This window comes from Nocardia sp. CA-129566, assembly GCF_050956075.1.
GTDB lineage: Bacteria > Actinomycetota > Actinomycetes > Mycobacteriales > Mycobacteriaceae > Nocardia.
Map to the genome: position 1 here is coordinate 2,365,282 of NZ_CP192085.1, position 26,797 is coordinate 2,392,078.

A 26,797-nucleotide genomic window follows, 5' to 3' on the forward strand; every position below is an offset into this window, starting at 1 on the left:
GCCTTAAAGGGGGCTTAAAGGAGACGCGTCAAGCGGAATCAGGTCCGCTTGCCGCCCAACTGGGCCAGGAATTCGGCGTTGGTCGGGGCTTTGCGCAAACCCTCCAGCAGCAGGTCGATGGCCTGCTGACCGTCCACCGCGGCGAGGGTGCGGCGCAGCAGGTGGTTGGCCGCCAATTCGTGCGGGGCGAGCAGTAATTCGTCCTTGCGGGTGCTGGACTGCGCGATATCGATGGCGGGGAAGACACGGCGATTCGCGGTCGCGCGATCGAGTTTCAGCTCGGCATTGCCGGTGCCCTTGTACTCCTCGAAGATCACGGTATCGGCCAGCGATCCGGTCTCGACCAGGGCGGTGGCGATGACGGTGAGCGAGCCACCGTGCTCGATATTGCGTGCGGCGCCCAGGAATTTCTTGGGCGGCGCGAGCGCGGTGGCGTCCACGCCGCCGGAGAGCACGCGCCCGGAGGCCGGGGCGGCATTGTTGTAGGCGCGGGCCAGGCGGGTCAGCGAATCGAGCAGCACGACCACGTCCCGGCCCATTTCGACCAGGCGTTTGGCGTGTTCGATGGCGAGTTCGGCGACCGCGATATGTTCGCGAGGCGGCTGGTCGAAGGTGGCGGCGGCGACATCGGCGGGTACCGATCTGGCCAGATCCGTCACCTCCTCGGGTCGCTCGCCGACCAGTACGAGCATCAGCTCGCACTCCGGGTGGTTCTTCGCGATACCGTGCGCGATCGCTTGCAGCACAGAGGTTTTGCCCGCCTTGGGCGGTGCGACGATGAGTGCGCGCTGCCCTTTGCCGATGGGCGTGACCAGGTCGGTGACCCGGGTGGTCATGGCATGGGGCTCGGTCTCCAAGCGCAGCCGCTGGTTGGGGTAGATGGGGACCAGGTCGTCGAACTTCGGGCGAGTCGCGGCGCGGCGGGGATCCTGGCCATTGACGGATTCGATACCGACCAGCGGGTCGAGCTTGTCGCCGCGTGCCGGCTCGGCCGTGCCGGTAATGAAATCGCCACGGCGCAAACCATATTCGCGGATCAGCCGGGGTGGCACGTGCACGTCACGCGAGCCCGGGAGATAGCCGTCGACGCGCAGTGTGGCGGCGCGGTTATCGGGGATCTCGAGGATGCCGCCGACGGATCGTGTTGGGTCGGCCGCGTCCCCATCGGGTGGTGTGGGAAAAGTGTTGTCTTTCATGGTGTTTCCTTCGAATTTCTTGGGTACGGCGAACGGCCGTGAGAGGCAGCGGCGATGCGCTCGCTGCGTGAATGTCCCTGTGCGCTCTGGGAAGCGGATTCACGGGAGTGTGGAACCGTGGTGGGGAGAGGAGAGATCTCGTGGGAAGCCCGGCTCTGATCGGCCGGGAGGACCATCCACAAGGACAGGGGCGAGAGTACAGCTTCGAACGATTGTGCGCAATGGTTCGGGTCGCAGCTGGGAACACGGCCGGTAACAGGGCACGCTTTGGTATCGATCGTCGCCTGCGGTAAACTCTCCGACGGCGTGTCTCGTATCGGTCCATATCCGGATATTCGGCGCAGGCAAGGAGATACGCATGGCCGATCTCGCCCCGTTCTATCAGCAAGTTCAGTCGCACTACGATGTCTCCGACGACTTCTACCGGCTATTTCTCGACCCGTCGATGACTTATAGCTGTGCCTACTTCGAGCGCGATGACATGACCCTCGAACAGGCCCAGTCGGCCAAGATCGACCTCGCGCTCGGCAAGTTGGATCTGCAGCCCGGGATGACCCTGCTCGATATCGGATGTGGCTGGGGCGCAACGATGTTCCGCGCGGCCCAGCGCTATGGCGTCGAGGTCGTCGGACTTACCTTGAGCCGCAACCAATATGAGCACGTCCGTGCCGAGATCGATCGGCGCGCGGTCGCGGACGTCCAGATCCGGCTGCAGGGCTGGGAGGAATTCGACGGCACCGCGGACCGGATCGTCAGCATCGGTGCCTTCGAACACTTTCGACGGGAGCGCTACGCGACCTTCTTCGATCGCTGCCATCGCGCACTGCCCGCCGATGGGCGGATGCTGCTGCATACGATCATCGGCCATACGCTCAACGACCTACGGCGCATGAATATTCCGGTGACCCGGGAGGACGCGCTGTTCCACATTTTCGTCAAACGGGAGATCTTCCCCGGCGGTCAGTTGCCGCAGCCCGCGGAGGTCACCCGGCTGGCCGGGCAGGCCGGATTCGGCACCGAGCAGATCCAGCCGCTGCGCCTGCATTACGCACGCACGCTGGATCAATGGGCCCGGGCCCTGGTGGACCAGCACGACGAGGCGGTTCGGATCGCCTCCGAAGAGGTCTACGCCAGATATCTGAAGTACCTCACCGGATGTGCCGACCACTTCCGCAGCGGGCACCTCGATGTCATGCAGTTCACATTGGTGAAGTGAGCCCGGCCGCACGAGGCCGGGCAACAGGTCAGAGCACGGCTTGGGTCTGGGTCACCTTGGCGACGAGTTTGTCCGAGTCATCGTGGATTTCGGTTTCCACCACGATGAACGACCGCCCGGCATGCAGCGGCCGCGCCGAGGCGGTCGCATGACCGGACCGCACGGCACGCAGGAAGTTCGATTTGGATTCGACCGTCGTGGTGCCCTGTTTGCCCTCGGGCAGATTCAGGAACGCGCAGACCGCGGCGGTCGCGTCCGCGAGTGACATCAGCACACCGCCGTGCAGCACTCCGCCCAGCGTGCACAGCGATTCGTCCCACGCGATCCGGCTGCGCACCAGTGCGGTGCCGTGTTCGAGCACCTCGACCCTGAGGCGCTCGGTGAACGGCATGGACTGGTGAAAGAGCTTGGTGCCCACCTCATCGATCATGAACTCAGCCTGCCCGACGGACCCGACGCGTGTCGATTACCCCGAAGGTAATCAGCAATACGAGCAGTGCGGTCGCACCGCCGCACAGCAGCACGGTCGAGGGTGAGGTCCGGTCCACGATCACCCCGCCGACCAGCGCGCCGGCACAGAAGGTCGCCTGGAACGACGCCGTGAACAGCACCGACGCCACCTCGGGAGCGTCGGGCAGCGCGTTGGCGAACCAGGTCTGCAGGACGACCGGGATACCGCCGTACCCGATACCCCACACGATCAGCAGTGCGACGGCGCCGAACTCCCATCGGCCGAGCAGCGGCAGCGCCAGCATCGCGGCTGCCATGGCGGCCGCCGCACAGCCGAGCGCGGTCCGGGGACGGCCGAGTAGGGTGCCGCCCAGGAAGTTCCCGGCAATACCGGCCACGCCGTAGATCAGCAGTAGGACCGTGATGGCCCCCGCGCTCACTTGGGTGACCTGCTCCAGGAACGGCGTCACGTAGGTATAGGTGCCGAACTGTGCGAGCACCACGAAAAGGGTTGCCAGCAAGGCGATCCGGACGGCCGAACCGCGCATTCCGCTGCGCAGCGCGGTGACGTTCACGGCCTGTTCGGCGGGCAGCGACGGCAGCGCGAACGCCAGTAGCGCCAGCACCACCGCCGACAGTATGCCCAGGACGACGAAGGCGGCTCGCCAGCCCGCCAGGTGGCCGACGAAGGTGCCCGCGGGCACACCGAGCACCGAACCGAGCGGGACCGAGGAGAAGATCACCGCGGTGGCCCGGTGCACCGACTCCGGTGGCACCAGCCGACCGGCCAGTCCGGCCGCGATCGACCAGTAGCCGCCGACGGTGATCCCGATCAGCACGCGGGAGATCAGCACCACCGAGAACTGCGGCGCGGTCGCGGCCACCGCATTGGCGATCACCAGCAGCAGCGTGCAGCCGCACAGCAACAGTCGGCGATCGACTCGGGCGGCCACGACGGTCACCAGGGGAGCGGCGATCGCGGCGAGCAGCCCCGGCATGGTCATCATGAGTCCGGCCATGCCGTCGGAGATCGTGAAATCGGATCCGATCCAGGTCAGCAGGCCGATCGGCAGGATCTCGGTCGTCACGATCGAGAAGATGCCGAGCATGACCGCGACGACGGCGAGCCAGCGGATCAGCGGTGGTCGGGTGACCGCACTGGGTGCGGGCGCGAGAGCGATGGACATGCACTCCAGTTCAGCAATCCACGTCGCCGAGTTCCGGCGGGTTTCCGCCGCGAATGCCCAATATCAGCCGAGCCGGGCAACCACCGCGCGCGGCAGATGCGGCAGCACCACATCGATGAGCCGCCACGGCCACGCCGGTACGCATGCGCGAATCCGCTCCCGCTCGATCGCCCGCACCATCGCCGCTACGCCCTTCTCCAGCGGTGCGACCATCCGCGCGTCACCGGCCTTCGCCGCCATATCGGTGGCGATGAATCCCGGCAGCAGGGTGGTGACGGCGATCGGTGACTGCGCGAATTCGACGGTCAGTGCCTCGCCCAACGCGGCCAGTCCGGCCTTGCTCGCAGAGTAGGCCGCCTTCGTGCCCGGCAATCCGCGCACCGCGCTCATCGAGGACACCAGCACCAGGTGGCCGCCCCGCTGGGCGCGGAAGATCTCCAACGCCGCCTCGGTTTGGGCGAGCGCGCTGACGAAATTGGTGGTGGCCGTGGCGAGATTGGCATCCGCCCGACCGGTGCCGACCGGCGCGCCCTTGCCGATACCGGCATTGACGATCACGCGGTCCAGTCCGCCCAGTTCATCGCGCAATTGCGCGAATACCGGTGATACGGCCGCGTGATCGTCGACATCGAGCGCACGGACCGCGATCTCGAGCCCCGGATGTGCGGCGGTGAGTTCATCGCGCAACGTTTCGAGCGCGTCGAGCCGGCGGGCGCACAGGGCCAGGTCGCGGCCCTTGGCGGCGAAATCCCGCGCCATCGCAGCACCGAGTCCGGCGCTCGCACCGGTGATCAGGATCTTGGTCCGCGTCATGGTCGCGACGATAGCTCTGGGCTCAGCCGCCGAACGAACCGGTGCTCGCCGGCGGCACCATATGCCAGGCGCCACAATTCACCGTCTTGAAGGCCACATCGGTCGGCGCGATCTCCGCGCGGACCGGACGATTCCTGGTGAAGTCGTTATTGATGATGTAGTGCTGATCGGTGTTATCGCCCTCGACTTTGCGCAGCCGTCGCCAGTCGCAGCCGACCGCCGGATCGGGAGTGCCGGGGGCCTCCCAGGTACCGGGGAGGATATCGACACCCACCAGGTAGACGCCGTCCTCGGTGAGGGTATTCGCGGGCTGGGCGGCCGCGGTGCCCGCGCCCAGCAGTGTCACGGTGGACGCCATTGCCCCCGCGATCACGAGCGTGCTTGCACGCATACTGCTTGCTCCTAGCGTCGTACTCGCGCCGCCACTGGCGGCTGACCTGCGGAGATCCCCGTATCTCCGGGGCAAAGGTCTACCAGACTCGGCGGTCGATTTCGGCGGAATCGGAGATTCCTGTCACATATCCAGTCGGTTGCGCATTACTGCGATCCAACTTCGCTGTGTCGGTGGTGATTCCACTCGCGCGAGTTCCCGCGATACCTCTTATATGAGTGGTATTTGTCCGGTGGTCGATGTCGCGGACACGCGGTCGACCTGTGGGATTGGGTGTGCCGGTCTGTGTACCGACGATGGGATTGCCACCGTGCTGGCCGCCGACCGGGCACTGCTGCACTGGCGTGCGATGCGCGGCCTCGGCGATTCGGGACTGGCCGAACAGGCGGTGCAGGAAACGCTGCTGCGGGCCTGGCGTTCCTGCGCGATGTTCGACGGACGCAAGGGCACGGTCCGCACCTGGCTGCTCGCCATCCAACGCAACGTCATGATCGATATCGCGCGCGCCCGCGCCGTCCGTCCCGCCGATACCGAATGGGACGAGGTCGGGCAACTCAGCGATATCAGATACGCGCACCCGGACTTCGCCGACCGCCTCACCGACTGTCTGCTCGTCGCGGACCTGCTCGCCCGCCTGCCCGAATCCCAGCGCACCGCGGTGGTGGAGGTGATCCTGCGGGATCGGGCCTATCAAGAGGTCGCCGATGATTTCGGCATTCCGGTCGGCACCGTGAAGACCCGGGTCCACTACGCCTTGCGCTCGCTGCGCCGCTTGCCGATAGGGGCCTGAATCCCACCGATTCTGGGATGGCCGCCGTCGCCGCGACCCTGGAAGCCGGGCAACCGTAGTTCTGCCGCGCGGCATTCGAATGGATACCGACGGCCGAGTCCGAAATTGACCGCATCCCTCTGGCAATCCTCGCCTTTCCGGTCAGTCGATTGCTTTTTGGTCGTCTGATCAGCGATAACTCCTTTCTTCACATCGATAACATTTCGATAACGTAGCTTGCTTTGCGGATGCTGACGTTGCCAGAGTGAACCACTGGGTTTGGTGTTACTAGTGGGAAGGGAGGGGTGCCCCGTCCCGGGGCACCGACACCGCACATGAAGCCAAGCATCATCAGGACCGGTATCTGCGGCGCCGTCACGGCCGCCGTGGTGGTGGCACTGGGCGGGCTGGCCCCGGCCGCGCTCGCCGATCCCGCATCGCCGGGAATGGCCATGAAACTCGCAGGCAAGACAATATTCGTCGACCCGGGTCATCAGGGGCCCAACCACGCCGAAAATCTGGCGCGGCAGGTGAGCAACGGACGCGGCGGCACCAAAGACTGCCAGACCACCGGCATGATCACGGTGAACGGCGTGCAGGAACACACCATCAATTGGAAGGTGGCCGAACTGGTTCGGGCCACCCTGGAAAATCTGGGCGCGAAGGTGGTGCTCAGCCGTCCGGACGACGCCGGGTGGGGCGGCTGCGTCGATGAACGGGCACAGGCCGCCAATGCCTCCGGCGCCGACGTCGCGGTGAGCATCCACGCCGACAGCGCTCCGCCGCAGGACCGCGGATTCCACCTGATCGTGCCGCAGCTGCCGATTCCGGATCCGAAGATCGATCAGGTCCAGTCCGGCTCCGGTCTGGCGGCGACGAAGGCGGTGCGCGACGCCTATCTGCAGGCCGGTTTTCAGGCGGCCAACTACGCGGGCGCACAGGACGGTCTGCAGACCCGCGCGGATATCGCCGGTCCGGCACTGACCGCCGTGCCGGATGTATTCGTCGAGATGGGCAATGGGGCCAATCTCGAGGACGCCGCGCTGTTGGAGAGTCCGGAGGGTCAGGTCAAACATGCCCTGGCCATCGCGACCGGTCTGGTCGGGTTCCTGCTCGGCGGCCCGCAGCAGCCGTCGACGCCCGGGGTCTCGGGTGGGGTGCCCGCGCATACCGGTTCGGCGGGCGACCAGCCCGCCTCGACTCCGGCATCCAGTGCGCCGCAGGCCAATGCGGTGCCCTCGGTGCAGCCGGTGCCCCCCGCCGGGATAGCGCCGCGGCCCGCTGCTGCCCCCGAGCCCGCGGCGACTCCACAACTCGTGCCGGCGGCCGACGCTGTCCCGCAACCGCCGACCGCACCCGCATCGCTGAATCCGCCACCGGGTTACGCTCCGGCGCCGGGCTACACGCCACTGCCCGGTTCGCCGGATACGCAGCAGACGCCCGGCTCACCGCAGGCTGGCTCGCTGCTCTCGCCCAACGCCCCGCAGTCGCCCGGTTCGCAACTGTCGCCGAATCAGACCACCCCGAATGCCAACAGCGGGCTGCTGCCCACCCTCGTCAACACCATCATGCAACTGCTGATGCCGTTGGCCATGGCACTCGGCATGGACAACACCGTGGTCACCTCGGAGCTGATCAACCTGGCCTACACCTTGGCCAGCACCCTGCTCGGCCCGACGAAGTAACGCCGTCGCCCGGCTGCGGACACAAATCCGCAGCCGGGCGACTTCGGGACATGGTCGTGAGTCGGCCGCATGCGTAACCACGACGGAGTGTGTCTTACGAGCAGCCGTTCGCGGCCCGTCTCACGTCCGTGCCGAAGGCGCGGCCGTCGAACTCAGCCGAGCCGTCGAAGTGCGTCCGACACAGCCGCGAGTCTCGACGGCTCGGACGCGAGACACCAGGGAGCCGCCTGCCGCGCCCGTGCGGCCACAAACACAGCCGCGACTATGCGGGGCCGAAAGCGCCGCCAATAGACTCCTCCGGGTGGCCGAGCGGATTCCTGTTCTGATCGTCGCCGGATTCCTGGGATCCGGGAAGACGACGCTGCTCAACCATCTGCTGCGCAATAACCGTGGTACCCGGATCGGCGTGGTGGTCAATGACTTCGGGGCCATCAATATCGACGCCATGCTGGTGGCCGGGCAGGTCGACGCCATGGTGTCGCTGGGCAACGGATGTGTCTGCTGTGCGGTCGATGTCGGCGAACTCGACGAGCTGTTCACCAAGCTGGCGCAGCCGCGCGCCAAAATCGATGTGATCGTGGTGGAAGCCAGTGGTCTGGCCGAACCGCGCAATCTGATCCGGATGGTGCTCGGCAGCGAGAATCCGCGCATCCGCTATGGCGGATTGGTCGAGGTGGTCGACGCCGAACAGTTCCCGGACACGCGCGGCCGCCATCCCGAACTCGCGACGCATCTGCGGCTCGCGGATCTGGTGGTGCTGAACAAGGCCGATCGGGTACCACGGGATCGACTGGAACTATTGCGGCAGGAGATCACCGAGCTGATCGGGCCGGTTCCGGTGTACGCGACCACTCGCGGACGCATCGACCCGGGCCTGCTGTTCGACGAACCGCTACGCGAAATACCGCGGGTCGCCGAACAATTGAGCTTCGACGAACTGCTCGACGAGCACGATCACGAGCACGACGACCACGCCGGGCACCGGCATCTGCACGACGATTACACCAGCGTGTCCTTCACCAGCGAACGGGACTTGGATCCGCGGCGCCTGGTCGAATTCCTCGAGGATCCGCCGCCGGGCCTGTTCCGCGCCAAGGGTTTCGCCGCCTTCGGTGTCGCGGCCGAACGCCGGAAGTTCGTGCTGCATATGGTCGGCCGCCACATTGTCTTCGAACCGGACTCCTGGTCGCGCGGTGAATCGCGCACGAGCGAGTTGGTATTGATCGGTGCGGGTCTACCCGCCGACGCGGCGCTGCGGCGGCTGCACGACACTGTGCACACCGCGGCCGAACCGCTGGATCCCGCAGCCATGCTCGGCATCTGGCGCTACACCCCGCACTGACGCCGCGGCGAACACCGACACCTCGGCAGGGTTGGCGCGTCGATAAATTGGCGCGTTCTGCTCGAAGCTGGCGCGTTCGGTACTTGGCGCGGCGATCACGCACACATAAAACTGACACATTGCCCCGCCGCGCGCGGCATCTGCGCAACGGAGCGAAGCTGCTGCGCGCGGTGTCGGTTCGGCGCCCGAACCGTGATCGACCGTATTTGTCTCTACGCCCGATGGGAGAGTTCCGTGTCAGAGACCTGGGAGAGCGCGACGGCGTACGTGGTCGCCGCGTTAGAGGCCAAGGGCACTGCCACGCGTGATGATTTCGATGTGGCCGCCATTGTCGCCGCATCCCGCGATATGGTCGATAGCTGGGATTTTCGTGCCATCGAGGATTCGACATTCTGGCGTATCGCGGCAACCTTCCTCAAGGTGTGACCGCGTCCGGTGCTGGCACGGGTGCGGCGCGGGGGGATGCGGCGGATCAGGCCGGGAGGTCCGATCGGTGCATGGGCTGGGTCATGGACCGTCGGCGGGCCGCCCGTCGCATCGACCCCACATCCGAATATCCCAGTAGTTCGGCCTGGCGCGTTCGGCTCAGCTGCCCATTCGCAGTCGCATTCGCCTGTGCCAGGCGGGCATTGCGCGCCCGCTCCAATTCCGATCGCCAGGTGGTACCCGCCTCCATCAGCCTGCGTTGCAGCGTGCGCGGGCTGGTGGCGAGTCGGCGGGCCACCCGATCCAGTGATACCGCACCCTCGGCCAGCGCGTCGGTGACCGCGGCGGCGACCCGATCCGGCCATGCGGTTGCCAAGGGCGGCGGTGGCGGGAGCGCGTCGGCCAGCGGCTGCAGCACGGCGGCCAGCACCGGATCGCTGGTGGTCAGCGGCAGTTCCATAGCGCTGGCACGGAAGGTCATGGCATCGACCGATGCGCCGAATTCGATGGCGGGGGTGCCGAAGACCTCGACGAAGGTGTCGGTTTTCGCGGGTGCCTGCTGTCGCAGCGCCACCCGCAGCGGGATGAGCGGTTCGCGGACCACCCGCCGCGCCCGGCTGAGCACCGCCGCCAGTCCCCACAGCTGGGTGAGATCGCGGCCGCGGCCCTCGCCATTGATCATGTCGAGATAGAGCGTGACCTCGTGTTCATTCTCGGCGACCAGCTCGAAGCGGTGATTGGTGGTGACCGCGGCGACATAGGGGCCGCAGGTTGCCAGACCCGCGCCGAGCGTCGGTGCGGTGGAGAACAGATAGTCGTAGAGGCCGAGGCTGGTGAGTTCGTAGCGGCTGGCCACACGCAACGCGACATTCGGGTCGCCGAGTGCGTGTTCACCGAGTTCCCAGAGCCGCGAGAAGGTGTGACTCGGCAGGTGCACATCCTCGCCAGCCATGGTCCACTCGGGTAGTCCGGTCTCGCGGAGCAGCCGATCCCGGTCCACGCCGGCCGCCGTGAGCTGTGCAATGACGAATCTGTGCAGCAATACCTGGTCGGTTCCCAATGCGCCCCTCCTGCTGCGGATCGACGAATCCTCTGCGGGAGAACGCTATCCCGCGGGTATTGAATCGTCAGTGAATTCGCATCACAACGTTGTTTCGGGCAACCCAACCGGCGCTCATGACGAGGTTAACCATTGGCAATGACCCTTTACCCGCAGGCGTTGACCCATTCGGAGAGACCGTCTGTGAACAATTGGCGCTTCCAGATCGGCACTTCGTGTTTGATCCGGTCCACCAATTCCGCACAGGTGGTGAAGGCTTCGGCGCGATGCGGTGCGGCGACCGCGACGACGATCGCGAGATCGCCGACGGTCAGCTGTCCGACTCGGTGGACGGCCGCGACCGGCAGGCCCGAGCGTTCGGCAAGTGCGGCACAGCAATTGCGCAGAAATCGTTCGGCGTCCGGATGCGCGGAATACTCCAGCGCGGAAACCGCCTGTCCGCCATCATGATCGCGCACCTTGCCGGTGAACACCACGACCGCGCCGTACTCCGGACCGGTCACCGCGGCCTCCACCACGGCCGGGTCCAGCGGCTGATCGCTGATGCCCGCCAGGCGCACGGCCGCGAATTCACTTGTGGTCATGGTTGCCGCCTCCTGCTACTTGCGCGAGCAGATGATCCAGTAGCGGCTCCAGCACCGCCATACCGTCTTTGACCCCACCGGGGGAGCCGGGCAGATTCACGATCACCGATCGGCCCGCCAGCCCGGCCACGCCGCGACTGAGCGCGGCCAGTGGGAATTTCGCGGTGCCGCGCTGCCGAATCGCCTCGGCGACACCGGGCAATTCGCGATCGAGCACCGCCAGCGTCGCCTCGGGGGTGGCATCGGTGGGGGAGGCGCCGGTGCCGCCGGTGCTGACCACCAGCGACGGTGCGAAACGCAGCGCGTCGGCGAGGCCGATATCGATCTCCGCATCCGCGTATACCAGCGGCCCCCGCACCGAGAAGCCGAGTCCGCTGAGCCATTGCGCGAGCACCGGGCCGGTGGTATCCACGCGGGTGCCGACCGCGGCGCCGGTCGAGGCGACCAGCACCACCGCCGAGCGTTCGTCGGAATCCGAGCCATCCACCGCCGCAGCGTCTTCCACGGCTTCGGTGTCGGCCGGTTCATCGTCGAGCACCCGAACGGGGGTCTCGGGGGCCGGTTCCTCGGGACGTTCCCAATGTCCGTGTTTGCCACCCTCTTTGGTGAGCAGCCGGACACCGTCGAGGGTCGCGGCCGGGTCGACCGCTTTGACCATATCGTGCAGCGTGAGCCCCGCCACCGCGACCGCGGTGAGCGCCTCCATCTCGACGCCGGTGGGGCCCTTGGTCTTCGCGCTCGCCTGGATCGTGATGGCGGTGTCGGTGAAGCCGAATTCGACCTTCACCGACGACAGCGCCAGCTGATGGCACAGCGGAATGAGTTCGGAGGTCTTCTTCGCACCAGCGATACCGGCGATCCGGGCGGTGGAGAGCACATCGGCCTTCGGCATATCGTCGGCCCGCACCAGTGCTATCACCTCGGCGGTGGTTCGCAGCTCACCGGCCGCGACCGCGATTCGGGTGGTGTCGGACTTCGCGCTCACATCGACCATGCGGGCGCGACCTTCCCGGTCGACATGGGACAACTCATTCATAACAACCACACTCGCACAGGCGCGCCGACCGGCAGCGCGGTGACCGCCGCTGGCACATCGATCAACACATCCGCCCAGGCCATGCCGGCGATGAGATGGGAACCGGGCCCGGAGACGACCTCGACGGCTTCCGGATTCCGGTGCAATCCGGGCGCGGCATTGTCGTCGCGGACGAGCCGTCCGCGCAGGAATTGACGTCGCCCCTCGGGCGAACGCACCGCATTGCGCAGCGGCACCTCGTAGATCTCCACCTCGGGCAGACCGGCCAGGCGGCGCAGTATCGGCCGGGCGAACACCTCGAAGGACACCATGGTGCTCACCGGATTTCCGGGAAAGCTCAGCACTGGCACACCGTCGACGACGGTGAGACCCTGCGGCCCACCGGGTTGCACCGCGACCGAGCCGAACTCCCCGCCCATCGGCCCGAGCACATCCTTGACGACCTCGAAGTCGCCCTTGGAGACCCCGCCGGAGGTGAAGACGATATCGGCGGACTCCGTTGCGGCGGATAGCAATGCGCGGAATCTCGCGGGATCGTCGGTGCTGTGCTCGACCGAGACGACGGTGACGCCGTTCGCGCTGAGCGCGGCCGCGAGGGCGATGCCGTTGGAGTTGTAGATCTGGCCGGGGCGCAATGGTGTTCCGGCGGCTACGAGTTCGTCACCGGTGGTGATCACCGCCGCGCGAATCGGCTGGCATACCGGCACCGTCGCGAGCCCGACCGCGGCGAGCGCGGCGATGTGGCGCGGCGCGAGGGTCGTGGCCGCCCGCGCCAGCAATTCGCCGGTGCGCACATCGGTGCCTGGTTCACGCACGAATTCGCCTGCGGTACGGCCCCGCTCGACGGTCACCGTCGCGCCATCGCTGTGCACATCCTCGACCGGCACCACGCAGTCGGCGCCGGGCGGAATCGGCGCACCGGTCATTACCTTCATCGCGGTGCCGGGCGGTAATGGCGTCTGCCCGGCGGCGCCCGCCGCGACCACACCGGCCAGCGGCAGCGTCACGGGCGTCAGCACCACCGATTCGGCACGTACCGCATACCCGTCCATCGCGGAGTTGCGGAACACCGGCAGGTCCACCGGTGCGTGGATGTCCTCGGCCAGCTGTCGGCCCAGCGCCGCGGGCACCCCGACGGATTCGACCGGGCGCGCGGCCAGTGGTCGCAGCAGCGCTTCGACGGTGTCGCGGTACGCGTCGGCGGACCGGGCCGCGGCGCGGCTCGGTCGGTGGCCACCGGAGGTGGCGGGGCGCGAGGTCATGCGGCCAGCCTAATCGCCGATCGGTAGCGAGTTCTCTCGTCGTTTCGCACGAACGCTCACCTGCTGAACTCGGAGTTTGTGAGGCCAGGATGGTGCGGTCCGCCCATGGGCATGGCGGACGGACCGGTCATAATGGACGTGTGACGCTGGTCGAGATGGGGATTCCCGCCGTACGGTCCAGGGTGCCCTCGCTCGATGGACGCCCCGACACGCCGTATCTGGTGGATCGGTTCGGACGGACCGCACGGGATCTGCGTGTATCGATCACCGAGAAATGCTCACTGCGTTGCACCTACTGCATGCCCGAAGAGGGGCTGCCCGCAATCCCGCAGCACGAACTGCTGACGGTCGAGGAAATCGTGCGACTGGTCGCGTTGGCCGTGCGGGAGTTGGGGGTGCGCGAGGTCAGGTTCACCGGCGGCGAGCCGCTGATGCGCCGCGATCTCGAGCAGATCATCGCCGGTTGCCACCAGCGGGTGCCCGAGATCCCACTGGCCATGACGACCAATGGCGTCGGGCTCGCCCATCGGGCCCGCGCACTCGCGGCCGCCGGGCTCAGCCGGGTGAATGTCTCGCTGGATACCGTGGATCGGCTCGGCTTCGCCCGCCTGACCCGCCGCGATCGACTCGATTCGGTTCTCGCGGGCATCCGCGCGGCCCGGGATGCCGGACTGGCGCCGATGAAGATCAACGCGGTGCTGATGCGCGACACCCTCGCCGATGCCCCGGATCTACTGCGCTGGTGTCTGGACGAGGACTGCGAACTGCGGTTCATCGAGGAGATGCCGCTGGACGCCGATCACGAATGGGCGCGCACCAATATGGTGACCGCGGCCGAATTGCTCGATGTTCTCGGCACCCGTTTCACCCTCACCGAGGCGGGCCGGTCCGACCCGTCGGCCCCGGCGGAGAAATGGCTCGTCGACGGCGGTCCTGCGACGGTCGGCATCATCGCGACGGTGACCCGCAAGTTCTGCGATACCTGCGACCGGACCCGGCTCACCGCCGACGGCATGCTGCGTTCCTGTCTGTTCAGCGATGAGGAATTCGACGTGCGCCAAGCACTGCGCACGGGCGCCGACGACGATGAGATCGCCACCATCTGGCGCGGCGCCATGTGGAACAAGTGGGCGGGTCACGGTATCGACGCCGAGGGTTTCGTCCCCCCGGAACGCACTATGGGAGCCATCGGTGGTTGAGATCCGCTACTTCGCCGCGATCGCCGACGCCGTCGGCAAGGACCGGGAAATCCTGGAATTCCCCGCCGATGCCACGGTCGCGGATCTGCGCACCACACTGGCCGCCTCCTACGGCCCCGACCTCGACAAGATGCTCAGGGTCTGCGCTTACCTGGTCGGTGACGAACTCACCCGTGACCCCTCGGTCGCCCTCACCCCCCGCGTCGACGTCCTCCCGCCCTTCGCAGGCGGCTGATCCGCCCACTCCCCGGTGCCGCGGCTGACGTAGTCACTCGGCGGCTCGCGTGCCGTCCCACAACCACTGTTCGACTATCGTCGGCGCGTTTCGACGCGGAGGGATTGTCGACGGAAGTCATGGGCGGTTCGACGGGAGTTCTCCGTGCAACCATTGGGCTACCCTCGCGGGCGGTTGCGTCGAATGTAGTCTGTCGGGCCGTGACCCGGGCGCCGTCGGTGGCGTCGCCGGGTGGTGTGGGGGAGGGCGTTAGCATCGGCGCGCCAACGCATTTCGTCGCTGTGCCCTGAGGAGGCAGACCCCTATGCTGAAGCCGCCCAAGTTGTCACTGCATCCCGCGGTCCTGAAAGAGCAGGAGATACGGGCGGCCAGCTTCCAGCTGCGGCTCGCCGATCAGATCACCAGATTCGCCGGGTCGATGCAGTTCGTCTACCTCCACGCGGTGCTCTTCGCGGTCTGGATGCTGTGGTTGGAGCGCAGTCCCTGGCCGACCCTGACGCTGGTCGTCTCGCTGGAAGCGATCTTCCTGTCGACCTTCGTGATGATCGGCCAGAACCGGCAGGCGCAGTTCCAGCAGATCAAGGCCGATCACGACTTCACCGAACAGGAGTTGCAGCTCAAGAGCGATCTGGAGCTGACCAAGGCCATCCACCAGATGACCACGGAACTGCACCGCCGGCTGATCGAGGAAGCGGACCGGAAGTAGGCCGGGGCTCAGCCGGTAAGGGGCTCAGGCCGGTAAAGGGCTCAGCGCCACCAGGTATCGAGCGGGGTGACCGGGACGGTGCGCTTGTGCCGGGTGTCGCGGAAGATCGTCTCGAGCTTCGTGGCGACCTCGGGTGTGACGTCCTTGCCCTCGAGGTAGTCATCGATTTCGGTGTAGCGCAGCCCGAGTGCCTCCTCGTCGGGCAGTGCCGGGCGGTCGTCCTCGAGGTCTGCGGTGGGAACCTTCGACCAGATGCTCGACGGTGCGCCGAGTTCCTGCAGCAGGGCCGCGCCCTGGCGCTTGGTGAGTCCGGTGAGCGGGGTGATATCGACGCCGCCGTCACCGAATTTGGTGAAGAAGCCGGTGACCGCCTCGGCGGCATGGTCGGTGCCGACGACGAGCATATTCTCCTGACCGGCGATGGCGTATTGGGTCACCATGCGTTCGCGGGCCTTGACATTGCCGCGCACGAAATCGCGCAGCTTGTCCACCTGCAATGCCGAGGCCACCTCGGCGGCAACGGCATTGGCGCCGGGACGGATATTCACCACCACCGAGCGGTCGGGCTGGATGAACCGCAGCGCGATCCGGGCGTCGGCCTCGTCGGCCTGCACGCCGTAGGGCAGTCGCACCGCGATGAAGGTGGCATCGGCACCGTCGGCGCGCAGTTCCTCGGCGGCGAGCTGGCACAGTCGACCGGTCAGCGCGCTGTCCTGGCCGCCGCTGATGCCGAGGACGAAACCCCGGGCGGGGCTTGCGCTCAGATAGTCCTTGAGGAAATCGATCCGTCGTCGCACCTCGACCTTCGGTTCGATATTCGACTGGACGCCCAACTCGGCGATGATCTGTTCACGCAGGTTCCCCATGGCGCCTCACTCTACTGGGCGCGACGGGATGACAACTCGTCGAACGAAGGCCTCCCAGTTGTCGCCGATCCGACAGCGGTCGTAGCCGAGCACATGCATCTGATGCATCACCAGTGCGGCACCGAGCAGCCCCAGCAGCCCATCGGCGATCAGCACCACATCGCCGTCCACCCCCGCCGCCCGCAGCAGCATCGTCACATGTGCGCGCAGCAGGCCGTAGGGCGGGCCGGTATAGCGGTGGTTCGCCTCGCCGATTTCGGCGGCGCGGTGCAGCTCGCCCGCGACCTCGATATCGAGTAGCCGGGCCCGGCCGAAGGCGACGAGCCGGTCCACCGGCGCCGCGCCCGGTCCCAGCGGCGGCGGCCCGAACATGAACTCTTCCTGGAACTTTCGCTCCGCGTGATCCAAGAGCGCGCGCAGCAGTCCGGACCTGCTGCCGAACCGGCGGAAGACGGTGCCCTTGCCGACACCGGCCCGCTTGGCCAGCGCGTCCATCGTCAGGCTGTCCACGCCTTGCTCACGCACCAATTGTTGTGCTGCGTCCAGCAGTAGCTGGCGGTTGCGCGCCGCGTCCGCGCGTTCGGTATTGACGGGCAGGGGCGCACCGACGCCGAGCAGCGGACGTTCGGGCATCATGTCGTCCGGCATGGATGTGCTGTAGCTCACAGGCCTCTCGCGGTTCTCCCAGGAATGGAATCGGACCATGGTCCGGTTAGTGTAGGCAGAAGTTCGGACACCACATTCAGTACACCAGGAGTCGTCATGAGTAAGACCCGGATCCTCACTCTCGTTGGCAGCCTCCGCGCCGCGTCGATCAACCGCCAACTCGCCGAGGCCGCGGTGCAGACCGCGCCCGAGGGTGTCGAGATCGCCATCTACGAGGGCCTCGCCGATATCCCGTTCTACAACGAAGACCTCGACGTGCCCGGTTCGGTACCCACTGCCGCGCAGGCGCTGCGCGACGCGGTCGGCGCCGCCGATGGACTGCTGCTGGTCACGCCCGAATACAACGGCAGCATTCCGGCCGTGCTCAAGAACGCCATCGACTGGGCCTCGCGGCCCTATGGCGTTGGTGCGCTCCAGGATCGGCCGGTCGCGGTGGTGAGCGGTTCGATCAGCCGGAACGCGGCCAAGTGGGCGCACGGCGATGTGGTCAAGGCGCTGGGTGTCGCGGGTGCTCACGTGGTCGAGGACGGGCACCTGCACTTCGCCGGATTCGGTGATCGGTTCGCGCAGGCGCATCCGCGCGATGACGCCGAGGCGCTGACCCAGCTCGGCGCGACCGTGCACGAACTCGTCCAGGCGACCGGCGAACTGGTGTCCGCCTGAACGTCGGATCCCAATGGAAGGGCCGCCCCGCTCCGCTCGCGGAGTCCGGGGCGGCCCTTTTTCGTTCGCCGAAAGAAGTTTGCTGGGAGGGCGCTATGGTGCGAAATTGTGATCTGCACCACTGCTGTGTCGGGTTGCGTATCGAGCGTCCAGGTACTTACCGCTTGGGAATTTCACCGTTGTGACTCGCAACATGTCGTGTTGTATGAATCTGTCGGCCACTAGGTGTAGTGTCTTGAGTGCTGGAAGACGGAATGAGATCGGCCTCGGCCACGAGCGGCTGAGCAGGGGTTTCGGAACCGATCCAGGAATTTGCGCAGTGTAGGTCGGATCATGCATCGCTAGCGACTGCTTGCAGGTCGCTCGAAACGATCAGCATACGGATCACAGGCTGTGGATCAGGCATAGGAGAGAGGGACTCAATGACCATCACCGTGTACACCAAGCCCGCTTGCGTCCAATGCAATGCCACCTACAAGGCGCTCGACAAGGTCGGGGTGGACTACGAAGTCATCGATATCTCCGAGAACGACGAGGCGCGTGACTACGTCATGGCGCTGGGTTACCTGCAGGCGCCGGTCGTCGTCGCCGGTGAGGATCACTGGTCCGGCTTCCGGCCCGACCGCATCAAGTCGCTCGCGACCGTGGCGGCCTGATCGCTTTTCAGCTTTCCGGTGCATCCGATGGGAAGGGGAGGTGGCCATGTCCGAAGGAACGGCACTGGTCTACTTCTCCAGCGCCTCGGAGAATACGCATCGCTTCGTCGAGAAGCTGGGGCTCCCGGCGACTCGCATACCACTGCACACCGCTGACACACTGCGCGTAGACGAACCCTACGTTCTGATCGTCCCCACTTACGGGGGCGGTCGGCACGTCCTGGGGGGAAATAGATCCGATAAGGATTTCGTGCCGCGACAGGTCGCCAAGTTCCTCAACGATCCGCACAACCGCGCACTGCTGCGCGGTGTTGTGGCGGCGGGAAACACGAACTTCGGCGATACCTATTGCTATGCGGGCGAGGTGATCTCACGCAAGTGCGGAGTGCCTTACCTGTATCGCTTCGAACTCATGGGAACCGCTGAGGACGTCGAACGCGTCCGCGAGGGATTGGGATTGTTTTGGCAACAGCAACGACAGCACCGACCGGCAAAACAGCTCGCTTAGAGCAGCCACCGGTCCGTTCCGCCGATGCGGGCGAGGTCATGGACTACCACGCCCTCAACGCGATGCTGAACCTGTACGGCGCCGACGGCAAGATCCAGTTCGACAAGGACCGCGAGGCGGCGCACCAGTACTTCCTGCAGCACGTCAACCAGAACACCGTCTTCTTCCACAACCTGGACGAGAAGCTGGACTACCTGGTCGAGGAGAACTACTACGAGGCAGAGGTTCTCGAGCAGTACAGCCGCGCGTTCATCAAGACGCTGTTCCAGCAGGCCTACGCCAAGAAGTTCCGGTTCCCGACCTTCCTCGGCGCGTTCAAGTACTACACCTCCTACACGCTGAAGACCTTCGACGGCAAGCGCTATCTGGAGCGGTTCGAGGACCGGGTGGTCATGGTCGCGCTGACGCTGGCCGCCGGTGACGAGGTACTCGCGGGCCGACTGGTCGACGAAATCATCGACGGCCGTTTCCAACCCGCCACCCCGACCTTCCTCAACTCGGGCAAGAAGCAGCGCGGCGAACCGGTGTCGTGCTTCCTGCTGCGCATCGAGGACAATATGGAGTCCATCGGGCGCTCCATCAACTCCGCACTGCAGCTGTCCAAGCGCGGTGGCGGTGTCGCATTGCTGCTCAGCAATATTCGCGAGCACGGCGCGCCGATCAAGAAGATCGAGAACCAGAGCTCGGGCGTCATCCCGATCATGAAGCTGCTCGAGGATTCGTTCTCCTATGCCAACCAGCTCGGTGCGCGCCAGGGCGCGGGCGCGGTGTACCTGCATGCGCACCACCCGGATATCTACCGGTTCCTGGATACCAAGCGGGAGAACGCGGACGAGAAGATCCGCATCAAGACGCTCTCGCTGGGGGTGGTGATCCCGGACATCACCTTCGAGCTGGCGAAGAAGAACGAGGATATGTACCTCTTCTCGCCGTACGACGTGGAGCGCATCTACGGCGTGCCGTTCGCCGATATCAATGTCACCGAGAAGTACTACGAGATGGTCGACGACAAGCGCATCCGCAAGTCGAAGATCAAGGCGCGCGAGTTCTTCCAGACCATCGCCGAGCTGCAGTTCGAATCCGGCTACCCGTACATCATGTTCGAGGACACGGTGAACCGGGCCAACCCGATCGCGGGCAAGATCACCCACTCGAATCTGTGCTCGGAGATCCTGCAGGTGTCGACGCCGTCGCTGTTCAACGACGATCTGACCTATGCCAAGGTGGGCAAGGACATCTCGTGCAACCTCGGATCGCTCAACATTGCCAAGACGATGGATTCACCCGATTTTGCGCGGACCATCGACACCGCGATCCGGGCACTGACCGCGGTCTCGGATCAGACCCACATCTACTCGGTGCCCTCGATCGAACAGGGCAATAACGAATCCCACGCGATCGGCCTCGGCCAGATGAACCTGCACGGGTACCTGGCCCGCGAGCGGGTGCGCTACGGGTCCGAAGAGGGTATCGACTTCACCAATATCTACTTCTATACCGTGGTGTACCACGCGATTCGGGCCTCGAACCTGATCGCGAAGGAGCGTGGCACCTACTTCGGCGGCTTCCCCGAATCCAAGTACGCCTCCGGTGAGTACTTCGACAAGTACACCGACCAGGTGTGGGAGCCGAAGACCGACAGGGTCGCGCAGCTGTTCGCCGATGCGGGCGTGCACATTCCGACCCAGGCCGACTGGCTCGAGTTGAAGGCCTCGGTCATGGAGCACGGCATCTACAACCAGAACCTGCAGGCCGTCCCGCCGACCGGCTCGATCTCCTACATCAACCACTCGACCAGCTCCATCCACCCGGTGGCGTCGAAGATCGAGATCCGCAAGGAAGGCAAGATCGGCCGCGTCTACTACCCGGCGCCCTACCTCACCAACGACAACCTCGAGTTCTATGAGGACGCCTACGAAATCGGCTACGAGAAGATCATCGACACCTACGCCGCCGCCACCCAGCACGTGGACCAGGGCCTGTCGCTGACCCTCTTCTTCAAGGACACCGCCACCACCCGCGACCTCAACCGCGCCCAGATCTACGCCTGGCGCAAGGGCATCAAGACCCTCTACTACATCCGGCTGCGCCAAATGGCCCTGGAGGGAACCGAAGTCGAGGGCTGCGTGAGCTGCATGCTGTAGCTGCTTCGTCAAAAGGGGCAGTCTCCATTGGAAGGCTGCCCCTTTCGGCTTTCCGACCCCTTACCTCGCACACCTTCGTATTTCGAGCTCGGTGTGTCGCGCGGCGAGTCGGTGTGCGTGGTGTGCGGAACGTGTGCGAGAAGGGTTATCCGAAGAACTGGAGGGGGGTGGATACTACGGCGAAGGCGCCGACCAACCAGAGTTTTGTCAGTTGCCAGAGGGTGGGGAGGGTTTTGTCGGGGTAGCGCAGTTGGAGGCCGAAAAGTGACTTGCCGAGGGTGGTGCGGGTCAGGCGTTGGATGATCGTGCGGTGCACGAAAGATGTTGTTACCGCGGCAATTACGGCCAGTGCGATGGCCCGGTGCGGATCAGGGGAGTATTTGGTGGTCAGCAGCCAGACTGCGGCGCCGATGGTGGTGTGCAGTAGCAGGTCGATTGCGAAAGCGAGCATCATCGGCCCCCCTGGTTCTTCGATGGATCCATCGGGGCGTGGCCGACCGGCGTTCAGGGACATCGAGTCGTATTTCGTGGCTTCGGGTTTGCGAACCGGATCGACATAGTGCAATGCGCCGCCAACGTCGCGTTCGAAGTGCGGCTGCACCGCGGTGGGAACCTGCACACCGCTAGGGGGTGCCGGTGCCGGCTCGGGGCCTCCTTCACCGATGACCGAGTACGCGGGTGCGATGCGTTCGGTTCGGTCCTCGGTGGACGGTCCTGTCGTGGGACCGGCATGGCGGTTGTCAATCGAATTGTCGTGGTACACAGTCGCAATCCCCCGGAGTCGTGCGCTCGCGCTCACCGCGAGTCGGATCGGACGACCATTGTGCCAGCGGTGCGTACCGAAAGCGGCGGGCGCCATGGGGCGCCCGCCGCTGTGGTGGGGTCAGCGCAGGGCGGGGGCCACTTCGCGTTCGAAGAGTTCGATGCCGGAGGTGTCGTAGGCGGCTTCGGGGAAGTTGAAGATGGCGTAGGACAGGCCGAGATCGCGGACCGCGGACAGTCGCTCGACGATCTGTTCCGGGGTGCCGACGGCGGGGGAGGTGCGGAACATGCCGTCGACATAGGACTTGGCCTGGTTGTCATCGATTACGGTGGCCAACCGCGCCTGGACCGCCGAAAGGCGTTCCTCGACTTCGGCTTCGGTGGATCCGATGACGGCGTTGAAGTTCGAGGAGCGCACGATGGCGTCGAAATCGGTGCCGACATCGGCGCAGTGCGCGCGCAGAATTTCGGACTTGTGCGTAAACTCCTCCGGTGCGCCACTGAAATTGGTGTACCGGGCGTACTTCGCCGCGATGCGCAGCGTCTTCTTCTCACCGCCACCGGCGATCCACAGCGGAATCCCACCGTCCTGCAATGGAAGTGGCCGCACGATGGCACCATCGACCTGGTAGTGCTTACCGTCCAGCGTGGCCTTGCCCTCGGTCCAGGCCTGGCGGAAGATCTGCACACCCTCGTCGAGCCGCCCGAGCCGCTCACCCGCCGACGGAAAGCCGTAACCGTAAGCGCGCCACTCGTGTTCGTACCAGCCGCCGCCGATGCCCATCTCGACCCGGCCGCCCGAGATCAGATCCGTCGTCGCGGCGACCTTGGCGAGATACGCCGGATTGCGGTAGCTGATCGCGGTACACATCTGCCCGAGCCGAATGCGGGATGTGGCGGCCGCGAACGCTGCCATCAGCGTCCATGCCTCATGCGTCGCCTCCTCGGTCGGCACCGGCACCGTGTGGAAGTGGTCATAGACCCACAGCGACTCCCAGGTATCGCCCGCATCGACGCGTTGGGCGAGATCGCGCATCACCCCCCACTGCGCCGCCGGGTCGATACCGACCAAATCCAGCCGCCACCCCTGCGGAATGAAGATGCCGAAGCGCACAGATCTCTCCTTCATGTGTTTGCACCGAACCTAGTCGCAACCGGTTCACTCTTCCCGGCTCGGCGCCACCCGGACAAGGGTTCTACGCCGCGTGCGTCCAACTCGGTCGTTAATTCGCTGGCATATGGGGTCGATTCGGGTCAAGCTGGACCGGCATAGTGATGAATAGTTACGGACAACCTCGACTCGGAGTGGACTTCGGTCGAGTCATTCAGGGGGCCGCCCTGCCGGATGGTGGCGCGGATACGGTCTTTCTCTCAGGCGGTATCGAGGAGGCACTGGCCACGCCGCCGACCGATGGCGCGTTCGATGTGTTGACGCGGCTGGTCGAGCGGTTCGACGGCCGGGTCTGGGTGATCTCCAAATGCGGGCCCCGGGTCCAGGAACGCACCCTGCAGTGGCTCGATCATCACGGGTTCTACCAGCGCACCGGGGTGCCGCGCGAGAGCGTGCGGTTCTGCCGCAAGCGGGCGGACAAGGCGCTCCACTGCGCCGAATTGGGGATCACGCACATGATCGACGACCGCCTCGAGGTGCATCTGGCGCTGCGCGATCTGGTGCCGCATCTGTATCTGTTCGGTGTGCAGGCCGCACCGGTGCCGGAGTGGATTGAACATACGCCGACGTGGCCCGATGTCGAGAGCGCCGTCGGTGCGACATTGGCGCGCTGACACCCCGTAGTGGCAACGGTCATAGCCGGGCCGGATGTCGTCGGGCTTTACCCGATTCGACTGTGAACACCAGCGCCACCGCATGTATCCTTCAACCGGAAGCTGTGCGGCCGGTCCGTTCGGGCGGCGCATTCGAGATCTGCAGTGCTGACGGCGCTGCGGCGGCGATTAGGAGGTGGGGTTGCCATGCGCAGCGAACCTCCCAGTCGAAGGCCGCGCGGCGCCGCCCCTTCGTGCAGTCGTTAGCGTCCGGGAACTGTAGCTTCCCGGGTTAGCGGTCATGGGGTCGGTGCCCGCGGTGTGACTTCGTTTCTTTCGATTCACTCGCTTACTCGCCGTGTGCTGAGGACCTCCCATGTCACAGACCGATCTCATCGAAGCACGTCCGACGCTGTCCGCATCCTTGCAGGACATCGCCGATACCCATCGTGTCGACGCCGCGCTCGACTGGCTCGACAACCATCCGCCGCATGTCATCGCGGACGAACTCGCACGCATGGACGCCGTCCAAGCGGGCGTTGCCTTCCGTCTGCTCGACAAGGATCTGGCGCTTGCCGTCTTCGAGGAGCTCGAACCCGTTGACCAGCAACAGATTCTGGAGGGTCTGCGCGATCAGAGCTTCCGCGAGCTGGTCGAGGGCATGGCGCCCGACGACCGGGCCAGGATGCTGCGTGAGGCGCCCGCCAAGGTCGCCAAGAAGGTGCTCGCCGGACTGAGCGCGCGCGAACGGCGGATGACCGCGGCGTTGCTCGGCTATCCGGAGGGCTCGGTCGGGCTCTATATGACGCCGGAAGTCGTTGCGCTGCCGCGTAATTTGAGCGTCCCCGACGCACTGCAGACGGTGCGGATCAAAGGCATCAATGCCGAGACGGTGTACACGCTGCCCGTCGTGGACTCCGGTCGCCGCCTCACCGGCATTGTCGAGTTGCGCGAACTGGTGCTGAGTCGTCCGGACACGATGGTCTCCGATCTCGTCGTCACCGAACCCACATTCGTGCGCGCCACCGATTCCGCGGAGCAGGCGGCGCGGCTGATGCGCGAGACCAATGTCATCAACCTGCCGGTCGTCGACAGTGAGGACCGGCTGGTCGGACTGCTCACCATCGATGACGCCGTCGAGGTCATCGAGGCCGCCGATAGCGAGGATGTCGCCAAGCAGGCGGGTTCCGCGCCGTGGGAGGGCCACTACATGGCGGCCAAGGTCTTCCAGCTGGCCCGCTACCGGGCCCTGTGGTTGCTGCTGTTGCTGTTCGCGGCCACCCTGACGGTCAGTGTCACCGATTTCTTCGAGGGCACCCTGCAGCAGGCAGCGCATCTGGCACTGTTCATCCCGCTGCTCATCGGCGCGGGCGGCAACGCGGGCGCCCAGGCGGCGACCGCCTGCGTGCGTGCACTCGCCGTCGGCGAGGTGCGCGGCTCGGACCTGTTCAAGGTGATCTGGCGCGAATGCCGGGTGGGCTTGGTGCTCGGCACCATGCTGGCCACCGCGGGTGTCGCGATCGGCGCACTGTTCGTCGACCCGGGCACTGCCCTGGTCGTCGGCATCACCCTGGTCATCATCTGCGGCTGGGCCGCCACCATCGGCGGCACCATGCCCCTGCTGGCCAAGCGCTTCCGCATCGACCCGGCCGTGGTGTCCGCCCCCATGGTCACCACCCTGGTGGACGCCACCGGCCTGATCATCTACTTCACCACCGCCAAAATCGTGCTCGGCATCTGAGGCGAATACGAGAAATCCGGCTCGATCTGGGATCGAGCCGGATTTCAGTGCACAGCCGCGTCAGAACTCCCAGTCTTCGTCCTCGGTATTGACGGCCTTGCCGATGACGTAGCTGGAGCCGGAGCCGGAGAAGAAGTCGTGGTTCTCATCGGCGTTCGGGGACAGTGCCGACAGGATCGCGGGGTTGACGTCGGTTTCGTCCTTGGGGAACAGGCCCTCGTAGCCGAGGTTCATCAGGGCCTTGTTGGCGTTGTAGCGCAGGAACTTCTTGACGTCCTCGGTGAGGCCGACCTCGTCGTAGAGGTCCTGGGTGTATTCGACCTCATTGTCGTAGAGCTCGAAAAGCAGCTCGAAGGTGTAGTTCTTGAGGTCGTCGCGCTCGGCCTGGCCGAGTAGTTCCAGACCCTTCTGGTACTTGTAGCCGATGTAGTACCCGTGCACCGCCTCATCGCGGATGATCAGCCGGATCAGGTCGGCGGTGTTGGTGAGCTTGGCCCGCGAGGACCAGTACATCGGCAGGTAGAAGCCGGAGTAGAACAGGAAGCTCTCCAGCAGAGTGGAGGCCACCTTGCGCTTGAGCGGATCGTCGCCGCGGTAGTACTCGAGCACGATCTCGGCCTTGCGCTGCAGGTTTCGGTTCTCCTCCGACCAGCGGAAGGCGTCATCGATCTCGCGGGTGGAGCACAGAGTGGAGAAGATCGAGCTGTAGCTCTTGGCGTGCACCGACTCCATGAACGCGATATTGGTGAGCACCGCCTCCTCGTGCGGCGTCGCGGCGTCCGGGATCAGGCTCACCGCGCCGACCGTGCCCTGGATGGTGTCCAGCAGCGTCAGGCCGGTGAAGACCCGCATGGTCAATTGCTTCTCGTCGGGGGTGAGGGTGTTCCACGACGGAATATCGTTGGAGACCGGCACCTTCTCGGGCAGCCAGAAATTGCCGGTCAGGCGATCCCAGACCTCGGCATCCTTCTCGTCGGGCACCCGATTCCAGTTGATGGCCGACACCCGATCGATCAGTTTCATCCTGCCTCCACACCCTTCCCGAGCACGCTGCCGTCACGGAATTGTCTACCCCTGAACACTACTCCTTGGGGGTGACAAGTCCATGCAGCACAACACCTTGTGTCGCAGCGACGGTTATCACCATGGCGCAGAAAGGCCGGTGACCACCGCGTGCGGCACCTATTGTGCGGCACGCGGCCCGAAATCCGCGCATCGATACCGGTGCCGTCATCGTGGTCGCCCGTGGTTTGCCGATCGGCCGGTCGCGGGCCGGGGCCGCAAGGGACATCGTGGTCGGCATGCCAGCAGCGAGATTGCTGTCGCCGCTGGGGGAATCCCGTCGTCGACCGGACCTGATCGGCTGCCGCGCGGGGTGGGCGCAGCATCACATTTCGCTCGCGGATGTCGGAACCCGGCAGTAGCATCGGTGCCAGCCGCTAGCGCCTGCTTGCAGCTGGCTAGCAAAGA

At 65.7% G+C, this 26,797-nt stretch carries 28 protein-coding genes; 14 read left to right on the forward strand and 14 right to left on the reverse strand.

All coding sequences use genetic code 11. From position 1 onward, the window contains the following. Window positions 1-38: 38 nt before the first annotated feature. The gene (locus ACQP0C_RS10585) at window positions 39-1,196 is read right to left on the reverse strand and encodes a transcription termination factor Rho, short form (protein ID WP_433732763.1); all 1,158 of its coding nucleotides are present in this window, start codon (window positions 1,194-1,196) and stop codon (window positions 39-41) included. A gap of 358 nt (window positions 1,197-1,554) precedes the next feature. Between ACQP0C_RS10585 and ACQP0C_RS10590 the strand changes: the two genes are divergently transcribed. Continuing rightward, on the forward strand, window positions 1,555-2,412 hold the full coding sequence (locus ACQP0C_RS10590) for a cyclopropane mycolic acid synthase family methyltransferase (protein ID WP_433732764.1): 858 nt from the start codon (window positions 1,555-1,557) through the stop codon (window positions 2,410-2,412). A gap of 28 nt (window positions 2,413-2,440) precedes the next feature. Here ACQP0C_RS10590 and ACQP0C_RS10595 read toward each other — a convergent pair whose 3' ends face one another. From ACQP0C_RS10595 to ACQP0C_RS10610, 4 genes are all read right to left on the reverse strand, one after another. Then, window positions 2,441-2,842 (reverse strand): PaaI family thioesterase, encoded by a 402-nt coding sequence (locus tag ACQP0C_RS10595; RefSeq protein WP_433732765.1) that lies wholly within the window; start codon window positions 2,840-2,842, stop codon window positions 2,441-2,443. 4 nt (window positions 2,843-2,846) lie between these two features. Then, window positions 2,847-4,049 carry an MFS transporter gene (locus ACQP0C_RS10600; protein WP_433732766.1) on the reverse strand — a complete coding sequence of 401 codons (1,203 nt, stop codon included), beginning with the start codon at window positions 4,047-4,049 and terminating at the stop codon, window positions 2,847-2,849. A gap of 63 nt (window positions 4,050-4,112) precedes the next feature. Continuing rightward, window positions 4,113-4,862: an SDR family oxidoreductase gene (locus ACQP0C_RS10605; RefSeq protein ID WP_433732767.1), complete on the reverse strand. Its 750-nt coding sequence runs from the start codon at window positions 4,860-4,862 to the stop codon at window positions 4,113-4,115. Window positions 4,863-4,884: 22 nt separating this feature from the next. After that, window positions 4,885-5,253: a hypothetical protein gene (locus tag ACQP0C_RS10610; RefSeq protein ID WP_433732768.1), complete on the reverse strand. Its 369-nt coding sequence runs from the start codon at window positions 5,251-5,253 to the stop codon at window positions 4,885-4,887. 310 nt (window positions 5,254-5,563) lie between these two features. Here ACQP0C_RS10610 and ACQP0C_RS10615 point away from each other — a divergent pair, with 310 nt between their 5' ends. From ACQP0C_RS10615 to ACQP0C_RS10630, 4 genes are all read left to right on the forward strand, one after another. Continuing rightward, on the forward strand, window positions 5,564-6,043 hold the full coding sequence (locus tag ACQP0C_RS10615) for a sigma-70 family RNA polymerase sigma factor (protein ID WP_433732769.1): 480 nt from the start codon (window positions 5,564-5,566) through the stop codon (window positions 6,041-6,043). Window positions 6,044-6,357: 314 nt separating this feature from the next. Beyond that, window positions 6,358-7,707, forward strand: coding sequence for an N-acetylmuramoyl-L-alanine amidase (locus ACQP0C_RS10620; RefSeq protein ID WP_433732770.1), 1,350 nt, complete (start codon window positions 6,358-6,360; stop codon window positions 7,705-7,707). A 301-nt stretch (window positions 7,708-8,008) separates the two neighbouring features. Then, window positions 8,009-9,049 carry a CobW family GTP-binding protein gene (locus ACQP0C_RS10625; RefSeq protein ID WP_433732771.1) on the forward strand — a complete coding sequence of 347 codons (1,041 nt, stop codon included), beginning with the start codon at window positions 8,009-8,011 and terminating at the stop codon, window positions 9,047-9,049. 234 nt (window positions 9,050-9,283) lie between these two features. Further along, window positions 9,284-9,475 (forward strand): hypothetical protein, encoded by a 192-nt coding sequence (locus tag ACQP0C_RS10630; protein WP_433683465.1) that lies wholly within the window; start codon window positions 9,284-9,286, stop codon window positions 9,473-9,475. A gap of 46 nt (window positions 9,476-9,521) precedes the next feature. Here the strand turns inward: ACQP0C_RS10630 and ACQP0C_RS10635 are convergent, their stop codons facing one another. The 4 genes from ACQP0C_RS10635 to ACQP0C_RS10650 form a co-directional block, all read right to left on the reverse strand. Continuing rightward, window positions 9,522-10,535: an AraC family transcriptional regulator ligand-binding domain-containing protein gene (locus tag ACQP0C_RS10635; protein WP_433732772.1), complete on the reverse strand. Its 1,014-nt coding sequence runs from the start codon at window positions 10,533-10,535 to the stop codon at window positions 9,522-9,524. 146 nt (window positions 10,536-10,681) lie between these two features. Further along, window positions 10,682-11,119, reverse strand: a complete 438-nt coding sequence (locus tag ACQP0C_RS10640; RefSeq protein ID WP_433732773.1) for a molybdenum cofactor biosynthesis protein MoaE — start codon at window positions 11,117-11,119, stop codon at window positions 10,682-10,684. Next, on the reverse strand, window positions 11,106-12,155 hold the full coding sequence (gene moaCB / locus ACQP0C_RS10645; RefSeq protein WP_433732774.1) for a bifunctional molybdenum cofactor biosynthesis protein MoaC/MoaB: 1,050 nt from the start codon (window positions 12,153-12,155) through the stop codon (window positions 11,106-11,108). The genes ACQP0C_RS10640 and moaCB overlap by 14 nt, the downstream gene beginning before the upstream one ends. Then, on the reverse strand, window positions 12,152-13,417 hold the full coding sequence (locus ACQP0C_RS10650; protein WP_433732775.1) for a molybdopterin molybdotransferase MoeA: 1,266 nt from the start codon (window positions 13,415-13,417) through the stop codon (window positions 12,152-12,154). The genes moaCB and ACQP0C_RS10650 overlap by 4 nt, the downstream gene beginning before the upstream one ends. A gap of 140 nt (window positions 13,418-13,557) precedes the next feature. Here ACQP0C_RS10650 and moaA point away from each other — a divergent pair, with 140 nt between their 5' ends. The 3 genes from moaA (at window position 13,558) to ACQP0C_RS10665 (ending at window position 15,557) form a co-directional block, all read left to right on the forward strand. Continuing rightward, on the forward strand, window positions 13,558-14,616 hold the full coding sequence (moaA, locus tag ACQP0C_RS10655; protein WP_433732776.1) for a GTP 3',8-cyclase MoaA: 1,059 nt from the start codon (window positions 13,558-13,560) through the stop codon (window positions 14,614-14,616). Beyond that, window positions 14,609-14,851, forward strand: coding sequence for a MoaD/ThiS family protein (locus ACQP0C_RS10660; RefSeq protein ID WP_433683470.1), 243 nt, complete (start codon window positions 14,609-14,611; stop codon window positions 14,849-14,851). The genes moaA and ACQP0C_RS10660 overlap by 8 nt, the downstream gene beginning before the upstream one ends. 304 nt (window positions 14,852-15,155) lie before the next feature. After that, a complete protein-coding gene (locus tag ACQP0C_RS10665; RefSeq protein WP_433732777.1) occupies window positions 15,156-15,557 on the forward strand; it encodes a DUF1003 domain-containing protein in 402 nt (133 codons plus the stop codon). 41 nt (window positions 15,558-15,598) lie between these two features. Here ACQP0C_RS10665 and nadE read toward each other — a convergent pair whose 3' ends face one another. Together nadE and ACQP0C_RS10675 are read right to left on the reverse strand one after the other, a co-directional pair. Continuing rightward, window positions 15,599-16,423 carry an ammonia-dependent NAD(+) synthetase gene (gene nadE / locus ACQP0C_RS10670; protein ID WP_433732778.1) on the reverse strand — a complete coding sequence of 275 codons (825 nt, stop codon included), beginning with the start codon at window positions 16,421-16,423 and terminating at the stop codon, window positions 15,599-15,601. Window positions 16,424-16,429: 6 nt separating this feature from the next. Continuing rightward, window positions 16,430-17,071 (reverse strand): TetR/AcrR family transcriptional regulator, encoded by a 642-nt coding sequence (locus ACQP0C_RS10675; RefSeq protein ID WP_433732779.1) that lies wholly within the window; start codon window positions 17,069-17,071, stop codon window positions 16,430-16,432. A gap of 114 nt (window positions 17,072-17,185) precedes the next feature. Between ACQP0C_RS10675 and ACQP0C_RS10680 the strand changes: the two genes are divergently transcribed. From ACQP0C_RS10680 to nrdE, 4 genes are all read left to right on the forward strand, one after another. Further along, window positions 17,186-17,752, forward strand: a complete 567-nt coding sequence (locus ACQP0C_RS10680; protein WP_433732780.1) for an NAD(P)H-dependent oxidoreductase — start codon at window positions 17,186-17,188, stop codon at window positions 17,750-17,752. Window positions 17,753-18,174: 422 nt separating this feature from the next. Further along, complete coding sequence (gene nrdH / locus ACQP0C_RS10685; protein WP_328404509.1) at window positions 18,175-18,408, forward strand: glutaredoxin-like protein NrdH; 234 nt, start codon at window positions 18,175-18,177, stop codon at window positions 18,406-18,408. A gap of 46 nt (window positions 18,409-18,454) precedes the next feature. After that, the gene (nrdI, locus tag ACQP0C_RS10690) at window positions 18,455-18,916 is read left to right on the forward strand and encodes a class Ib ribonucleoside-diphosphate reductase assembly flavoprotein NrdI (protein ID WP_433683474.1); all 462 of its coding nucleotides are present in this window, start codon (window positions 18,455-18,457) and stop codon (window positions 18,914-18,916) included. Between the two features lie 38 nt (window positions 18,917-18,954). Continuing rightward, window positions 18,955-21,060: a class 1b ribonucleoside-diphosphate reductase subunit alpha gene (nrdE, locus tag ACQP0C_RS10695; protein ID WP_433732781.1), complete on the forward strand. Its 2,106-nt coding sequence runs from the start codon at window positions 18,955-18,957 to the stop codon at window positions 21,058-21,060. A gap of 145 nt (window positions 21,061-21,205) precedes the next feature. Here nrdE and ACQP0C_RS10700 read toward each other — a convergent pair whose 3' ends face one another. Together ACQP0C_RS10700 and ACQP0C_RS10705 are read right to left on the reverse strand one after the other, a co-directional pair. Next, window positions 21,206-21,679 (reverse strand): RDD family protein, encoded by a 474-nt coding sequence (locus ACQP0C_RS10700; RefSeq protein WP_433732782.1) that lies wholly within the window; start codon window positions 21,677-21,679, stop codon window positions 21,206-21,208. A gap of 264 nt (window positions 21,680-21,943) precedes the next feature. After that, a complete protein-coding gene (locus ACQP0C_RS10705; RefSeq protein ID WP_433734500.1) occupies window positions 21,944-22,936 on the reverse strand; it encodes an LLM class F420-dependent oxidoreductase in 993 nt (330 codons plus the stop codon). Between the two features lie 191 nt (window positions 22,937-23,127). Here ACQP0C_RS10705 and ACQP0C_RS10710 point away from each other — a divergent pair, with 191 nt between their 5' ends. Next, window positions 23,128-23,607, forward strand: coding sequence for a hypothetical protein (locus ACQP0C_RS10710; RefSeq protein ID WP_433732783.1), 480 nt, complete (start codon window positions 23,128-23,130; stop codon window positions 23,605-23,607). A gap of 355 nt (window positions 23,608-23,962) precedes the next feature. Beyond that, complete coding sequence (gene mgtE / locus ACQP0C_RS10715; RefSeq protein WP_433732784.1) at window positions 23,963-25,327, forward strand: magnesium transporter; 1,365 nt, start codon at window positions 23,963-23,965, stop codon at window positions 25,325-25,327. Between the two features lie 60 nt (window positions 25,328-25,387). On the opposite strand, the gene nrdF is transcribed toward mgtE, so the two are convergent. Beyond that, window positions 25,388-26,350: a class 1b ribonucleoside-diphosphate reductase subunit beta gene (nrdF, locus tag ACQP0C_RS10720; protein WP_433683480.1), complete on the reverse strand. Its 963-nt coding sequence runs from the start codon at window positions 26,348-26,350 to the stop codon at window positions 25,388-25,390. Window positions 26,351-26,797: the final 447 nt, after the last annotated feature.

What these genes read in the sequence shown, in the direction of transcription:
- ACQP0C_RS10640 (WP_433732773.1), bottom strand. Translation starts at nt 11,119, where the DNA reads ATGACCACAAGTGAATTCGCGGCCGTGCGCCTGGCGGGCATCAGCGAT.
- ACQP0C_RS10585 (WP_433732763.1), bottom strand. Translation starts at nt 1,196, where the DNA reads ATGAAAGACAACACTTTTCCCACACCACCCGATGGGGACGCGGCCGAC.
- ACQP0C_RS10665 (WP_433732777.1), top strand. Translation starts at nt 15,156, where the DNA reads ATGCTGAAGCCGCCCAAGTTGTCACTGCATCCCGCGGTCCTGAAAGAG.
- mgtE (WP_433732784.1), top strand. Translation starts at nt 23,963, where the DNA reads ATGTCACAGACCGATCTCATCGAAGCACGTCCGACGCTGTCCGCATCC.
- ACQP0C_RS10675 (WP_433732779.1), bottom strand. Translation starts at nt 17,071, where the DNA reads ATGCCGGACGACATGATGCCCGAACGTCCGCTGCTCGGCGTCGGTGCG.
- ACQP0C_RS10620 (WP_433732770.1), top strand. Translation starts at nt 6,358, where the DNA reads ATGAAGCCAAGCATCATCAGGACCGGTATCTGCGGCGCCGTCACGGCC.
- nrdF (WP_433683480.1), bottom strand. Translation starts at nt 26,350, where the DNA reads ATGAAACTGATCGATCGGGTGTCGGCCATCAACTGGAATCGGGTGCCC.
- moaCB (WP_433732774.1), bottom strand. Translation starts at nt 12,155, where the DNA reads ATGAATGAGTTGTCCCATGTCGACCGGGAAGGTCGCGCCCGCATGGTC.
- nrdH (WP_328404509.1), top strand. Translation starts at nt 18,175, where the DNA reads ATGACCATCACCGTGTACACCAAGCCCGCTTGCGTCCAATGCAATGCC.
- ACQP0C_RS10610 (WP_433732768.1), bottom strand. Translation starts at nt 5,253, where the DNA reads ATGCGTGCAAGCACGCTCGTGATCGCGGGGGCAATGGCGTCCACCGTG.
- nrdI (WP_433683474.1), top strand. Translation starts at nt 18,455, where the DNA reads ATGTCCGAAGGAACGGCACTGGTCTACTTCTCCAGCGCCTCGGAGAAT.
- ACQP0C_RS10680 (WP_433732780.1), top strand. Translation starts at nt 17,186, where the DNA reads ATGAGTAAGACCCGGATCCTCACTCTCGTTGGCAGCCTCCGCGCCGCG.
- ACQP0C_RS10595 (WP_433732765.1), bottom strand. Translation starts at nt 2,842, where the DNA reads ATGATCGATGAGGTGGGCACCAAGCTCTTTCACCAGTCCATGCCGTTC.
- ACQP0C_RS10605 (WP_433732767.1), bottom strand. Translation starts at nt 4,862, where the DNA reads ATGACGCGGACCAAGATCCTGATCACCGGTGCGAGCGCCGGACTCGGT.
- ACQP0C_RS10600 (WP_433732766.1), bottom strand. Translation starts at nt 4,049, where the DNA reads ATGTCCATCGCTCTCGCGCCCGCACCCAGTGCGGTCACCCGACCACCG.
- ACQP0C_RS10590 (WP_433732764.1), top strand. Translation starts at nt 1,555, where the DNA reads ATGGCCGATCTCGCCCCGTTCTATCAGCAAGTTCAGTCGCACTACGAT.
- nrdE (WP_433732781.1), top strand. Translation starts at nt 18,955, where the DNA reads ATGGACTACCACGCCCTCAACGCGATGCTGAACCTGTACGGCGCCGAC.
- ACQP0C_RS10650 (WP_433732775.1), bottom strand. Translation starts at nt 13,417, where the DNA reads ATGACCTCGCGCCCCGCCACCTCCGGTGGCCACCGACCGAGCCGCGCC.
- nadE (WP_433732778.1), bottom strand. Translation starts at nt 16,423, where the DNA reads ATGGGGAACCTGCGTGAACAGATCATCGCCGAGTTGGGCGTCCAGTCG.